Origin of the sequence: Paenibacillus whitsoniae, assembly GCF_003955665.1 — a bacterium.
GTDB lineage: Bacteria > Bacillota > Bacilli > Paenibacillales > NBRC-103111 > Paenibacillus_E > Paenibacillus_E whitsoniae.
Map to the genome: position 1 here is coordinate 34,981 of NZ_RXHU01000018.1, position 14,859 is coordinate 49,839.

The following is a 14,859-nucleotide window of genomic DNA, read 5'->3' on the forward strand; positions in this document are numbered from 1 at the left end:
TGATTAAGACACAAAGGGCAGAGCTTAAGCTCCGCCCTTAAATGTTTCCTATTTGTTCTTGCTGTACCAGTCGTTCACTTCTTTCTCAATTGCATCGCCGCCCAGCTTCTTAAACTCGTCAGCGAATTTGTCAAACTCGTCGATGGAAGCATCTCCCATAATAATTTTCGTATACGTCTCGTATACTTTCTTCTTAAGGGTAGGCAATTTTTCCGACATCGCCGGGGTAGCGGAACCAAGGAACAGATTATATTGACCGGTTTTCGCCTGATCGTATTTATCAATAACACTGTAGGTACCATCAGCGCCCATGACCATATTGGCGAACCACATCGTATCATCACCTGCTTTAAATTTCGTCATCCGATCAAAATGAATGCTGGCTGGAAAATCTAGCTTGCTTCCATCGCCTTTCTTGAACGCCTCCTGTACTTTACGGAACGCTTCGAGGTTGGTATTCAGCGGATCGATCACGACCGGCGCATATTTGCCCGGGAAAATGCCCGTTTTGCTATCCGTAATAAACGGATTCGGATTCGGGGCATACGATGTTTCGTAAAAGCGATTTACATAAATGTTAGCCAACTGGACGACGGCTTCGGGATGCTTCGAGCCTTTTTTCACCACATAGAACGTGCTGGCTGTATCCGCAAGCTGGGGATTGGCTGCCTTCGCATCAATCGAGAGAAGTGGATACGCTTTCCACTGCGCCTTCGGATCCTTGGTATGGTTTTCTTTCTGAATATATCCTCCGTCAGCAACGGTTCCGAAGGCCAGCCCTACACGTCCGGCTGCCACATCTTCCTGAATTTTCGCCTGCGGCTTCACACCGAACTCCTTGTCAAGCACGCCATCCTTATACAGCTCCTGCAGCTTTTTGAGCGGCTCTTTCATCTCTTTCTGAACGGAGCTGTAGACGAGTTTGCCTCCTGCATCCTTGATGAACTGATCGACGTAAGCATGATAGCCGTTAAAAAATCCGTTGAGTGAGCCGTGCCCCCCATCCATAAAATCCTTGTTCAGCGCAAGACCGATCGTGTCTGCCTTCCCGTTGCCATCCGGATCCTGTTTGGCAAATGCCGTTGCTATTTTGAACACGTCGTCCATCGTTTTCGGCTCTGGCAGGTTCAGCTTTTGCAACCAGTCGGTTCGCACATAGAGCATCGGTGCTGTGCTGATGCCGCCGTTCGAATAGGTTCTAGGAATGCCGAGCAGCTTGCCGCCGATCGTTGCCGCTTTGAACCCTACACTGCCGTCCTGGTTGAGGACGTTTTTCAAGTAAGGTGAAGCCGTTTGATCCCATACTTTCGTGAGATCTTCCAGCATGTCAGCATCTGCAAGCCGTTTCATCTCTTCTTTATTGACTTCAAGAAAATCTGGAATATCTCCGGATGCGACCGAAACGTTGAGCTTCTGATGATACTGGGAAGCGTCGACTGACCACACATTTTTAACTTTGATGCCGTAATCGTTCTCAAAAATCTTCGTCCAAATGTTGCTGTCAATCGAATCGCCCTCTGCGTATTTAAAGGTGGCATCGACAGCTCGGACGGTGGACACCTCGATCGGCGGGCTGTATTTGCTCAGCGGCTTAACACTTGCCGCCGGCGAAGAAGATGGGCTTGACGGTGCACTGCTTGATGCAGCAGGCTGATCTTCTGATTTCCCACAGGCGCTTGCGAGGAGCGATAAAGCGAGAAGTGCCCCTACGGATGCCGCCCCAACTTTTTTACTTCCCTTATTCATTTCCGTTTCCCCCTATTTGGCGAATAAACCTTGTGTGGTACGTCTTTATTATAGAGTCATGCTGGCGGCGTTCGAAACGGGACATTCTTGCGACGATTGACTTTTTTTAACTACTTTAAGGTGAACGACTACTTTGCAGCAGACTCCCGGTATTCCTGGGGAGTCGCCCCCGTTTCCTTCTTGAAGAGCCTCGTAAAATAGGCAGCGGAATCAATACCGACAAGTGCAGCAATCTCTTGAACTTTATGATCGGTTGTCCTGAGCAGCTGCTTGCTCCTAATCATTCTCACTTCGGTTATGTACTCCAGCAGCCCTTGGCCCGTTTCCTGCTTATACATGCGTGACAAATACGGAGGACTGAGGTGGACAAGCTCGGATAACTTCGTCAAGGACAGCTCCTCGTTCAGGAATTTGTTTACATAATGTTGGATTCGTCCGATCATATCCGTCGTCCGTTCCGCCCGCTTCTGTCCGTTATACTCGGCAAGCGACTCGGCAAGCGCGGCTAGCTGACGTACCGTCGAGCTTAGATCGGCATGAACCGGCAACCCAATTAACGCCTCCAAACGAAACGCCGTGCTCACCAGAGAGGCTAATCGCCGTTTATTTACGTAGGTAATTAAAAAAGTGGTCAGATTGGACACAAGCTCCAGCCGCAGGAAGTCTCCTTCCTGACCGGTCGACAGCGCAGACGCTTTGGCGTCCAGTTCGGCAAACAAGCTGCGACACGCTTCCCTCTCGCCGTTGTCGAGATACGTTTCCAGCAAATCGAGGTTGCGAAGATATGCTCTCAGATCGTTCTCGGCAAAAAAGTCTCGGCTCGATCTTCGTTCCTCACCGCCGGCCTCGGGAAGCTCGCTCATTAATATTTCCTGACCGTTACTAGCTCCGCCAGCCAGCTGAATCTTGAGACTTTCCACGCGTGCGGGCACATCTTCCCACCTGCATGGCGCAGCGGCGAGGATCAGGGAGATGGGGACCTTGAGCAAGCTTTTTGTCGCGTTCTGAATCAACTCAAAGTGACCCACAAGCCGTTTGCCCAGTTGCTCTTCCTCGGGGCCCCCCTCTCCAGCAACCCGGCTTTGCACCAACCAAACGAACCTGCCGCGATCATAGGGAAACGCCGTAAAATTCAACGTCATCTGCAAGTATTCTTCGGCAATATTTTGAACGGAATAGTAGAGCAGTGCCTTGTCACCCGGCAGGACAAAGGAGCCCCACTCGTCGATACGCCCCAGTGCGATCTGCACCGGAAGTCCCGCGTCGAGGCCAATATTTAGCTCCGCAAATCGCCGAATGCGCACATCGAATGCGTCAACCTCCCCTTGTGCGAGCTGTAGTAAATAATCACGCTGCAGCGATGGCACGGCCACATGAAGCTGTTCGCGAGACTTCTTTAGGATGTCTTCACGGTCAAGCTCTTTGGCAATGTCGTCAAGCGCGAGGTGAATCGCACGGATGATAGCTTCATCGCCTTCTGTTTTGAGGATATAGTCAATTCCACCCTTACGGATGGCCGATTGGGCGTAACCGAAATCATCATAGCCCGTCAAGAAGATGATGCGGCAGCGAGGCCATTGTCCACGGACATGATCCGCAAGCTCCATGCCGCTCATCCCCGGCATCCGAATATCCGTGAGGAGGATATCGACTTTCCCCTCCCCCAGTTTTTGAAGTGCTTCCAGCGCCGAGTAGGCCTTTACAATTTCAACTTCAAAGACTTCCAGCTCCAACAGAGCATCCGCCAAATAATTGACGGCAAGCGGTTCATCATCCACCAGCATGAGTCGAATCATCTCTGTTCCCTCCCTGTTTCTTCATCGGCGGCTGCGGGTAACGGAAGCACGATCGACACAATAAGACCGCCGCCAGGCCTCGCTTCGATGCGAACGCCCGCCAAATCCCCGTATTTAAGCCGGAGCCTTCTGTGCACATTCAGTACCCCCGTTATTTCCGTCGGTTGCCCTTTATCATTCAGCCAGTCCTGCCAACGTGCCATGTCTTCAGCTGTCATTCCCTTGCCATTATCTTCGACGTTAATGAGCAGCAGTGGGCTTCCGTAATCTTGTACAATGGTTGTGAACCGAATAGCCATATGCCGGTTCTCATGCCCTCGCTCGAAGCCGTGTTGGTAGGCGTTCTCAACCAGCGGCTGCAGAATGAGCCGAGGCACGCTGATCGTCTTCAGCGCTTCCTCCATCTCTTCGATCGCAAACGTAATATGGCCAGCGAACCGAATCGTTTGAATTTCGCAAAGCGCCCGAACATGCCTCACCTCCGCCTCTAAAGGAACCTCACTTTCTCCGTTTCGTGTCACATATTGGAAATAATCGCCTAAGTATTTGGAGAACCGCGTGGAATTGTCGAAATCATGCGCCTTTGTCATTCGATAGATCAGATAGAAGCTGTTATACAAAAAGTGCGGATTAATCTGCGATTGAAGCTGCTTCAGCTCCGATTGCTGCACGCGAATTTTTTGTTCATAGACTTCAAATACGAGCTTATTGAGATGGGTCACCATATAATTGAACTGGTCATACAAGTCGTGGAATTCATCGCTGCTCTTCGAGACGAGTGCCACTTGCAGATCTCCGGACTCCACCTTACGGAAAGCGCGGATCAGTTTTTGAAGCGGTCTGTGAATTAAGCGGTACATATAGAGCGAGAAGAGGACGACGACTACGATCGCGACAAGGGTAATCAGCCACATATATAACCGATACCGATCCAGGGCGCCCATTACCGCATGTTCGGGAACAAACGCCAGCAGCGTAACCCCAAGCACAGGCGAATACGCTGAAACCGTTAAATAGGGCTGCTTGTCGATCGAGACGGTTTTCATCTCAGCTGGAGCACTGATCGTTCCCGCTTCCTCCAGTCGCAGCGATTGCTCGCGCAAGGGGCCGCTGATGGAAGCATAGGCTTCCTCGTTGCTTGTGCTCACGATTGCCCAATCCGGATGAATAATCGCCGCACCTGCCTGCTTGCTATCGGACATTTGGGATAAGTATTCCTTCATTTTCGGAATAGACAACTCAAGCTCCAGCACAAACATCGGATCTCGTCCCTCGGTTACTTGCGTTCTCGGGTAATATTCGCGAAGCAGCACTTTCTCCCCCTCGTGATAAAAGAGCCCGCGATGCGGAATCGCTGCGTCTTGCTTCAACTGCTGCAGTTTGTCCGGAAGCAGATTGCCGGACAATTCGTCCGTCGAAATCGTTTTGCCAATCGGTGGAATATACGCACTTGCTTTCGCCACGTAGAGGCTAGATTGCATCATGACGTTCAACCTGGCTTGAAACCGCTTGATGGCAGTTAGCTTCTGATACTCGGTCAAGCTTTGGCTCGTAATGCTGAGCGATTCTAAATCCTCATCGTTCACATACTCGCGCTGTAGGCGTTGCAAGCGATCAATTTCGTTTTCAAGCGACGTTCGGTAGAAGAGGAGCTGGAACTGGAGCGATTTGAAAATTTCTTTACGTACTAGCGTGGATCCCCAATCGTTGATACGCGTACCGACAACATACATCGGCGAGATGACGATGAGGAATGTTACAATCAATTTGCTTAGAATCGAGAATCGTCGATTGACCCATCCGTTTCGCACAGATTCACCCGCATCTTTCTTTTCTTTTTATTATAAAGGAATGCGGGAAAACCGGGGCTATGATTTCAACAACGATTATTGGAGGCAGGCTACGATTTTGATATAATCAGCTAGACTTCCTGTAACGGTAACTAGAAGGAGGACGCCATCATGATAGCGCCAATCGCGATTTATTTTGAACACTGCGAGCCGGACTGGCATGTCCCTCGTGCGGCAGCCAATAATCATATCCTGCTGCTCATAACGAGTGGCGAAATCACTTACGCGGTCGGGGATCAATCTTTTATTCTGAAAAAAGGGGATCTTCTATTCGTGCCGGAGGGGGAAATTCGCAGCGCACTCAACCACACGAAGCAAGCACACGATATGTATGTCGCGCACTTTAAATATGCGGGAACCGGTGAAGGGCTGCCCGTTCTTGTTCGGCCAGCGTGCCTGCTCACTAGACCTCACAACTTTGATTACATCCGGCAGCGCTTCTCTTCTCTTACGCAGTACTGGCTTCAAAAGTCCACATTCACCCACACCTTGTGCCACAGTGTATTGCTGGAAATTATCGCGATCCTAAGTGAGGAAGCCAATCATGCCGGATCCATCACACATCCCAAAGCTCACGGAATTACTATGCAGATTAAAGATTACATTTTGTATCACTATCGTGAATCGATTGATATGAATCAACTGGCTGATTATGTGGGACGAACGCCCAACTATATCAGCACCGTTTTCCGTGAAACGACAGGTCAGACGATCACGACATATATTCAACATATTCGAATCGCCGCCGCATGCGATCTCTTAACCGGCTCTCAGATGAGCGTAGGAGAAATTTCGGATTATCTCGGATTTTGCGAGCAGTCCTATTTTAATAAAGTATTCAAAAAAGTAACCGGCACTATGCCCTCCGCCTATGTCAAGGAGCGGCTGAAGGTGTGGCAATAAACCACCATGAATCGTAGCAGAGCTCCAAAAACCATCCCAGCGTTCATTGTTTCCCCTGCGCGCATTTCCTACAATGAAGAGGAATTAGCGTGCAACCTATTCATGGACCTGGAGGAATCGATTGTGGAAAAAAACGACAAGGCCACTCTCCCGATTGACAAGAATTTGCAACCCGAAGTCCCCCGGTATGATCAGTGGGAGTGGTACTCCCCGCTTACCTCTCCTTTTCTTATAACCGGCCTTCCCTGGCTTGCGCAGGATGGTCTCTATCGGAGGCTGCCTCTACGTCCCAGTCACCCTATTCGTTCGGAAGTCGATCGTCTTGCCAACTTTCCAACGGGTGTTCAGGTTCGATTTAAAACCGACTCTACGAAGCTGGCTGTTCGCATCATACTTGCCGACAAAGCGACTATGTATCAGATGCCTGCGACCGTTCAATGCGGCGTAGATTGTTATATCGGCCCCATGGGAAAACAGAAATACGTGAACACCACGCGTTTCGAACTAACGCAAACGGAATATGAGAGTGTCCTCTTCGAAGCTTTTTCGCAGGAAATGCGGGAAGTTACATTGAACCTCCCTCTCTACCAAGGTGTCAAGGAGCTGTGGATCGGAATTGCGCCTGAAGCCGCGGTGACAGCATTCGACGGCTTCGCCTCGAATAAAAAGGTGCTGCTCTATGGCACCTCCATTACGCACGGCGCTTGTGCCTCCCGACCGGGCATGGCCTATCCGAATCAATTAAGCCGGGCGTTTCCACTCGAGTTCGTCAGTCTCGGTTTCTCAGGGAACGCGCAGGGGGAGCCCGAACTGGCTCACCTCATCAGTCAAATTAGCGACCCTGCCCTGCTCGTGCTCGATTACGAAGGAAATACGCCGAGTACTGAGCATTTGGCTGAGTCGCTGCCGACCTTCATCCGCATTTATCGTAATGTGCACCCGCAGGTGCCCATTCTTGTCATTTCGCAAATTCGTTTTGCAAGGGAAGCGTTTGACGAGGAGCTCCGTTTACGCCGCGAAGCCCGCAAAGAACTTCAGCGCGGCATCGTGGAGTGTCTTCGGCAAGAAGGCGATGCCCATCTTCACTTCTGTGACGGCGCTGAACTTCTCGGTGAAGACTATCAGGAATGTACCGCGGACGGGATTCATCCTTCCGATCTGGGCTATAAACATATGGCTGATAGGCTCCGGCCGGTGTTGGCAAAGCTCCTCCAATATTGAAAATTGGACTTCAAGAACGAAAAAAAGAGCCCACCTGAAATAAAGGGTAGGGCTCATTCCAAACTTGAAAAGCTGCATCGTTCTTCAAAGCCGCCTCTACGCCTTACGGCTTGAACGCCTTCGACTGCCCTCTCGCAATACTCAACGTCTGCCAGTCTTGAGACGACCAATGCTTACAGAGGAACACAATTTGCCCGACGTGGTAGCCGTAATGCGATACCTGGCGCTGAATCGCCTGGATGACGGTATGCTTTTCCCCGCGAATCGTCACCTCGCGCAGCACATCCTCTTCCGTTAGGGAATGGAGCGTGTCGAATAGAATCTTCCATCCTTCCTCCCACAGCGCCAGCAATGCCGCCTTGCTTGCCTGGTCGCCTTCAAACTCGCCGTCCCGCTCCCGGTCAGGCTTTTCTCCGTCCGAGGTCAGGAAGTCCGTCCAGCGCGAGCGCATATTGCCGTGCATATGCTTGATCAGCACCACCAGCGAATTCGACTCCGGGTCGAGCGGTTGGCCGAAAAACGCCTCGTCCGTCTGCGCAAAGGACTTATCCCCCAGCTTTTTCATACTCTGAAAAGCACGTATCGATTCCTGCAAAAACACTTCGGCAACGCTCGTCTGATTCGGCACCGTCATCTCTCCCTTTTCCCTTATTGTCCTTATTGTAGCGCTGGAAGAAAAAGATGTGAAATCGAATCTTTTCATCTACTATGAAAAAAACTTTAATCATGTTACATTTAGACTATCGAAAAAATCCCGACCTTCGGAGTGTGAATTAAACTGTGTCTAACTTAACCAACGTACCCAGCGCTTTTGCGATCGAGCCTGCCCAGCGGATGAAGGGGCTGCCGACTCAATTTTTTGCAACCCTCGTCAAAAAAGCCAACGAGCAAATTGCCGCAGGCCATGACGTCATCAATCTGGGCCAAGGAAATCCCGACCGTCCGACGCCTCCCCATATCGTATCCGCCATGCAGGAAGCTTCGGCGAACCCGCTTTACCACAAATATCCGCCGTTTACCGGATTTCCATTCCTGAAGCAAGCCGTCGCGCAGCGCTATAAGGAAGATCATAACGTCGATCTGGATCCAGATACGGAAGTGGCGATTTTGTTCGGGGGCAAAACAGGGCTCATCGAAATCGCGCAGTGCCTGCTCAATCCCGGCGATGTGTGCCTCGTGCCCGATCCCGGTTATCCCGATTACTGGTCCGGCGTCGCGCTGAGCGGTGCCGAGATGGCGTTTATGCCGCTTCGCGAAGAGAACGGCTTCCTGCCGGACTACAGCCAGCTCAAGCAGTCTGACCTCGACCGGGCGAAGCTCATGTTTATCAACTATCCGAACAACCCAACGGGAGCGACGGCTCCGGCATCTTTTTATGAAGAGACGGTATCGTTTGCGCAAAAGAACGGCGTCGTGGTCGCAAGCGATTTCGCCTACGGCGCGATTGGTTTTGACGGGCAAAAGCCAATCTCCTTCCTCTCCATCCCTGGCGCGAAGGAAGTCTGCGTCGAATTCTATACGTTGTCCAAAACGTATAACATGGCCGGCTGGCGCGTCGGCTTTGCGCTAGGCAACAAAGAAGTCGTCCGCCTGATCAATTTGATTCAGGATCACTACTACTGCTCGTTGTTCGGCGGCATTCAAGTCGCCGCAGCGACGGCACTGACCGCGTCGCAGGACTGCGTCACCGAGCTGCGCGACGTCTACGAGAGCCGCCGCAACGCGCTTTACGCTGCACTGAAAACGATCGGCTGGGAGGCGAAGCCCTCCCAAGGCTCCTTCTTCTCTTGGCTGCCGGTGCCGAAAGGCCACACCTCGCAAAGCCTTGCCGACCTGCTGCTGCAGGAAGCCAAGGTTGTCGTAGCGCCGGGCGTCGGGTTCGGGGAACACGGCGAAGGTTATGTGCGCCTCGGCCTGCTATCGCCGGAAGCCCGCCTGGAAGAAGCGGTTCAGCGCATCGGCAGGCTGAATTTATTTGGCTGATCGCGCGTCATACAGGCCCTTGCTGCTTTACAAAGGCTTGAACCGCGTGCTATTCTTATAAGAATCCAAATGAAGAATGCGAATTCTTCCATATCGCCATTGTTATGATGGGAATAGTAGGACCGCGCCGCACGTAGCCAGGGAGTAAGCTCCACCGACTGAGAGAGCTTGCCGTGAACCGTTCCGAACCCGCCCCTGAACCGTCAACGAAGAGTTGAACAGTGCCCTACTGTTACCAAGGGAGCTTGAGTTGGGTACAGCCATGTCTACAGACTTGTTTTGTGCCAAATTAAGGTGGTACCGCGGAAGCAACAGACTTTCGTCCTTATGTGTGAGGACGGGAGTCTTTTTTTATTCACTTACATAGTCAAACGAAAGGAATGGGAAACAGTGTCCTACAGAATCGTCGTCAAAATCGGCTCTTCCTCTTTAACTTCAGATACGGGTGGCCTGAATCCCGATAAAATACGGTTTTTCGCGTCGGAGCTGGCGCAGCTCCAGAAAGCGGGCAACCAAGTGCTGCTCGTCACCTCCGGCGCCGTCGCCGCAGGCTTCACCTCCCTGGGCTACCGCACGCGGCCCAAGGTGCTGCACGAGAAGCAGGCCGCAGCAGCGGTCGGCCAGGCGCTCCTGATGCAGGCGTACCATGAAGCGTTTGCGTCCCACGGCATGTCCGTGGCGCAAATTCTGCTCACACGGTACGACTTCTCCAACCGCAAGCGCGTGCAGAACGCGCTGATGACGATCGACGAGCTGCTGCAGCGCGGCGTCGTGCCGATCATCAACGAGAACGACACGGTCTCGGTGGATGAGCTCAAATTCGGCGACAACGACACGTTGTCGGCGCTGGTCGGCAATTTGGTCAAAGCGAGCAAATTGATCATCATTACCGATATGGACGGCCTGTACACGGACGATCCACGCAAAAACGCGAACGCGCAGCGCATCGAGCGCGTCGACGCCATCAGCGACGAGCTTTTCGCGTTCGCTGGGGGCTCCGGGAGCGCGGTCGGCACCGGCGGCATGCGCTCCAAGGTCGAGGCCGCCCGCATCGCGATGCGCGGGGGCGTGCCGGTCTTCATCGGGCGCGTTGTCGAGCCCGATGACCTGGCCCATGCCGTTGACGGTACCGGCAAGGGAACGTATTTTGACACGGCGCTGAACAATCTGCCGGTCAAGAAGCAATGGGTCGGCTTCCACTCGCTGCCCCAAGGGCAAATCCTCGTGGATGCCGGCGCCGAATCGGCGCTGGTCCACGGCGGCAAGAGCCTGCTCCCGGCCGGCATCACGGGCGCTACAGGCGACTTCCACCCCGGCGACGTCGTCGAAGTGGTCTCGAGCGAAGGGTCGCTCCTGGGCCGGGGTGTTGTGAATTACGCCGCTTGGCAAGTGCAAGCGGCAGCCGGTCTCTCGACCGACGAAGTGCAAAAACGGGTCGAGGTCACGCGCATTGAAGTGATCCACCGGGATGAGTGGGTGCCATTAACATGAGACAACAGCGATTACTGAATCCAACACTGCGGGATGTGCCAAGCGACGCGGAAGTGGCGAGCCATCGCCTGATGCTGCGCGCAGGTTTGATCCGCCAGCTATCGAGCGGCATCTATTCTTATCTGCCGCTCGGCTTGCAAGCCCTGCACAATATCGAGCGCATCATCCGCGAAGAAATGGATCGGGCCGGCGCGCAAGAGATGCTGATGCCCGCGCTGCACCCTGCCGAGCTTTGGCAGGCATCCGGCCGTTGGGACGTGTACGGCCCCGAGCTGATGCGGCTCTCCGACCGACATGGGCGGGATTTTGCCCTCGGCGCTACGCATGAAGAAGTCATTACAACCATTGTCCGGGATGAAATTTCTTCCTATAAAAAGCTGCCCGTCACGCTCTACCAAATCCAGACGAAGTACCGGGACGAACGCAGACCTCGCTTCGGCCTCTTGCGGGGACGCGAGTTTCTCATGAAAGACGCGTACTCGTTCGACCGCTCGGCGGAAGGGCTGGACAGCAGCTATCAGGCGATGTATGACGCGTATACGCGGATTTTTGCCCGCTGCGGACTGACGTTCCGGGCGGTTGAAGCGGATTCCGGCGCCATCGGCGGTACGGATACGCATGAATTTATGGCGCTCGCCGACATCGGCGAGGACACAATCGTCCATTGTCCGGCGTGCCACTATGCCGCAAACTTGGAGAAAGCGGTTGGTGTGCTGCCGCAGGCGGAAACGGTGACGGACAACGGCGCTGATTCGTTGGCACCGATATCCGTCAACACGCCGCAAATCACGACCATCAAGCAGCTCAGCCAATTTTTGAACATGCCGGCGAGCCGCATCATCAAATCGATCGCGCTCAGCGTCGATGGCGCTCCAGTCATCGCGCTGCTCCGAGGCGATCTCGAGCTCAATGAAATTAAAGTTAAGAACGCGTTAGGCGCTTCTGACGTTGCGATGCTCTCCGACGAAGAAATTCGTCGCATCGGCTCTGTACCCGGCTTTATCGGACCGCTCGGCCTAGCGCAAGCGCAAGTGCGCATCATCGCCGATGCTTCGATTCAAGGCCTGACCGGCGCGGTCATTGGCGCAAACGTCGCCGATTATCATTACACCGGGGTTGACGCTTTACGCGATCTTGCAGACGTCGCTTACCACGACCTTCGCAACGTCAGCGAAGGCGAGAACTGCCACCGCTGCGGCGAGACGCTCGCCTTCGCGAGAGGCATCGAGCTTGGCCACGTTTTCAAGCTCGGCACCAAATATAGCGCGCAGCTCGGCGCAACCTTCACGGACGAAAAAAGCGATGTGCAGCCGTTCATCATGGGCTGCTACGGCATCGGCGTCTCCCGCGTGCTGGCCGCAGTCGTCGAGCAAAACCACGACGAGCACGGCATCGTCTGGCCGGCCTCGATCGCGCCATACGGCGTGCATTTGCTCACGGTGCAAACGCAAAATGCCGAAGCGATGGCGCTCTCGGAAGAGCTGTACAACCGGCTGAGGCAAGCCGGCATTTCCGTCCTTTGGGACGATCGCGACGAACGTCCCGGCGTCAAATTCAAAGATGCCGACCTGCTCGGCATGCCGCTTCGCTTAACCGTCGGTAAAAAAGCCGTAGACCGCATCGTCGAATGCAAAAACCGGCGCAGCGGTGAGCAAATCGAGCTTTCTTTTGAACAAATCGTGGCATATTGCCAATCACATCTCAATCAGGAGGACTCCCTATGAGTGAAGTCGTACAAAAATCCAAACTCGCCAAAGTGGCCGCCGGGTCGATGGGCAACTTGACAACCGAGCAAAAAAACGAGGCGCTGCTGCTAATGGCAGATGCCCTTGTCACAGAATCTGCGGCAATCATTGCCGCGAACGCCAAAGATTTGCAGCGCGGCCGCGAGCTCGGCACGAGCGCTTCCCTGCTCGACCGCCTCATGCTGAACGAATCCCGCATTGCGGCGATTGCCGAAGGGCTGCGCCAGATCGTGGAGCTCCCAGACCCTGTTGGTGACACCCTCGAAACGTTCGATCGTCCAAATGGGCTGCGTATCCACAAAATTCGCGTGCCGCTCGGCGTCATCGGCATTATTTATGAAGCGCGTCCGAACGTAACGGTTGATGCGGCTGGCCTCTGCCTCAAAACCGGCAACGCCGTCGTATTGCGCGGCGGGTCCGCTGCCCTGCACTCCAACGAGAAAATCGTGGAAGTGCTGCATGGCGCCCTGGAGCGTTCCGCGATTCCTGCGGATGCGCTGCAATTGATTTTGAATGCCGACCGCAGCTCCGTCGATGAAATGCTCAAGCTGAACGGGCTGATCGACGTGCTGATCCCACGCGGCGGACACTCGCTTATTCAAAATGTTGTCAATAACGCTTCCGTCCCGGTCATTGAAACGGGCGCAGGGGTATGTCATACTTTTATAGATGAAAGTGCTGATCTGGAAATGGCCATCCGTATTGCGATCAATGCAAAAGCGCAGCGGCCTTCCGTCTGCAACAGCATGGAAACATTGCTCGTGCATGAAGCTTTTGCAGAGAAGCATCTGCCTGCCATTGCCGAGGCTTTCCGGGCGGCCCATGTTGAATTGCGAGGCGATAGCGGTGCTCTGGCCCTCGTGCCAAGCATGAACGAAGCCGTCGATAGTGATTGGGGCACGGAGTACGGCGACTACATTTTAGCGGTCAAAGTCGTGTCTGGCTTGGATGAAGCGCTAGATCACATCCGCATGTACGGCACCATGCATTCCGAATGCATCGTCACCGAAAATGCGGCGAACGCCGAAAGATTCCTGCAGGAAGTCGATGCGGCTGCCGTGTATCACAACGCCTCCACTCGTTTCACGGACGGTTTTGAATTCGGCTTCGGCGCGGAAATCGGCATTTCCACTCAGAAACTGCACGCTCGCGGTCCAATGGGGCTGCCGGCTCTCACCTCAACCAAATACCGCGTTTATGGCAGCGGCCAAATTCGCGAATAATAATCACAACTTAAAGGAGGTAGCCCTATGTCTTTACAACTCTCTCAAGCCAAAATCGCCTTCGTCGGCGCAGGCTCCATGGCCGAAGCGATCGTGCGCGGCCTGATTCAGACCGAAGTTGCGCAGCCAGGCAACATCTACATGATGAACCGGTCCAACCAAGACCGCTTGGCTTACCTGCGTTCGGAATATGGGCTGAACGCCTCCTCCGATCCGCAAACGAAAGAAAACTACCTCGCCGGCGCCGACATCGTCGTGCTGTGCATGAAGCCGAAAGACGTGGAATCCTCTTTTGCCGAGCTTCGTTCGCAGCTGCGCGAGAATCAGCTTCTCGTCTCCGTGATCGCTGGCCTGTCCATTGCAAAAACAGAAGCTTTGCTGGATACCCATATGGGTATCGTCCGTACGATGCCGAATACGTCTTCCACAATCGGCTTAGGCGCAACGGGCATGAGCTTTTCGTCCAATGTAAATGAGACGTATCGGGGACTGGCTATTCAAATGTTTGAAGCGGTCGGCATCGTGAGCGTCGTAGACGAAGACAAACTGGAGATCGTTACCGGCGTTTCCGGCAGCGGCCCGGCTTATGTGTACTATTTTATGGAAGCGATGACCCAAGCCGGCATCGACGGCGGCCTTTCCCTCGAGGATGCGAAGCAGCTCACACTGCAAACGGTGCTCGGCGCTGCCCATATGGTGCAGCATACGAACGAGGAACCGGCTGAGCTGCGCCGCAAGGTCACTTCGCCGAACGGTGCGACGGCAGCTGCGATTGAAGCGCTCGACCGTTTCCAGTTCCGCGAAGGCATCATCCAGGCGGTCAACCGTTCCGCCGAACGCTCCAAAGAAATGGGCGAGCAAATCGCCGCGGCCAGTACGGCCGGCAAATCCGTATAAAGCA

The 14,859-nt window shown here is 53.8% G+C and carries 11 protein-coding genes; 7 read left to right on the top strand and 4 right to left on the bottom strand.

Annotated features, from left to right (window positions below; genetic code table 11):
* Positions 1-48: 48 nt before the first annotated feature.
* The 3 genes from EJQ19_RS06945 to EJQ19_RS06955 all read right to left on the bottom strand — a co-directional run bounded on the left by EJQ19_RS06945 (position 49) and on the right by EJQ19_RS06955 (position 5,353).
* Positions 49-1,746 carry a type 2 periplasmic-binding domain-containing protein gene (locus tag EJQ19_RS06945; protein WP_126140480.1) on the bottom strand — a complete coding sequence of 566 codons (1,698 nt, stop codon included), beginning with the start codon at positions 1,744-1,746 and terminating at the stop codon, positions 49-51.
* A gap of 128 nt (positions 1,747-1,874) precedes the next feature.
* A complete protein-coding gene (locus EJQ19_RS06950) occupies positions 1,875-3,542 on the bottom strand; it encodes a response regulator transcription factor (RefSeq protein WP_126140481.1) in 1,668 nt (555 codons plus the stop codon).
* Positions 3,539-5,353, bottom strand: a complete 1,815-nt coding sequence (locus tag EJQ19_RS06955) for a sensor histidine kinase (protein ID WP_126140482.1) — start codon at positions 5,351-5,353, stop codon at positions 3,539-3,541. Before EJQ19_RS06955 ends, EJQ19_RS06950 begins: the two co-directional genes overlap by 4 nt.
* Positions 5,354-5,503: 150 nt before the next feature.
* Here EJQ19_RS06955 and EJQ19_RS06960 point away from each other — a divergent pair, with 150 nt between their 5' ends.
* A complete protein-coding gene (locus EJQ19_RS06960; protein ID WP_126140483.1) occupies positions 5,504-6,295 on the top strand; it encodes an AraC family transcriptional regulator in 792 nt (263 codons plus the stop codon).
* Positions 6,296-6,418: 123 nt separating this feature from the next.
* Positions 6,419-7,516, top strand: coding sequence for an SGNH/GDSL hydrolase family protein (locus tag EJQ19_RS06965; RefSeq protein WP_241242781.1), 1,098 nt, complete (start codon positions 6,419-6,421; stop codon positions 7,514-7,516).
* 103 nt (positions 7,517-7,619) lie between these two features.
* Here the strand turns inward: EJQ19_RS06965 and EJQ19_RS06970 are convergent, their stop codons facing one another.
* A complete protein-coding gene (locus tag EJQ19_RS06970; protein WP_420901663.1) occupies positions 7,620-8,144 on the bottom strand; it encodes a DUF1572 family protein in 525 nt (174 codons plus the stop codon).
* Positions 8,145-8,296: 152 nt separating this feature from the next.
* Here EJQ19_RS06970 and EJQ19_RS06975 point away from each other — a divergent pair, with 152 nt between their 5' ends.
* The 5 genes from EJQ19_RS06975 (at position 8,297) to proC (ending at position 14,855) form a co-directional block, all read left to right on the top strand.
* Positions 8,297-9,499 carry a pyridoxal phosphate-dependent aminotransferase gene (locus tag EJQ19_RS06975; RefSeq protein ID WP_277600928.1) on the top strand — a complete coding sequence of 401 codons (1,203 nt, stop codon included), beginning with the start codon at positions 8,297-8,299 and terminating at the stop codon, positions 9,497-9,499.
* A gap of 390 nt (positions 9,500-9,889) precedes the next feature.
* Positions 9,890-10,990 carry a glutamate 5-kinase gene (proB, locus tag EJQ19_RS06980; protein WP_126140485.1) on the top strand — a complete coding sequence of 367 codons (1,101 nt, stop codon included), beginning with the start codon at positions 9,890-9,892 and terminating at the stop codon, positions 10,988-10,990.
* Entirely contained in the window at positions 10,987-12,714 is a 1,728-nt protein-coding gene (locus EJQ19_RS06985) for a proline--tRNA ligase (protein WP_126140486.1), read from the top strand. The genes proB and EJQ19_RS06985 overlap by 4 nt, the downstream gene beginning before the upstream one ends.
* Positions 12,711-13,958 carry a glutamate-5-semialdehyde dehydrogenase gene (locus tag EJQ19_RS06990; RefSeq protein ID WP_126140487.1) on the top strand — a complete coding sequence of 416 codons (1,248 nt, stop codon included), beginning with the start codon at positions 12,711-12,713 and terminating at the stop codon, positions 13,956-13,958. The genes EJQ19_RS06985 and EJQ19_RS06990 overlap by 4 nt, the downstream gene beginning before the upstream one ends.
* A gap of 27 nt (positions 13,959-13,985) precedes the next feature.
* The gene (proC, locus tag EJQ19_RS06995; protein ID WP_126140488.1) at positions 13,986-14,855 is read left to right on the top strand and encodes a pyrroline-5-carboxylate reductase; all 870 of its coding nucleotides are present in this window, start codon (positions 13,986-13,988) and stop codon (positions 14,853-14,855) included.
* Positions 14,856-14,859: the final 4 nt, after the last annotated feature.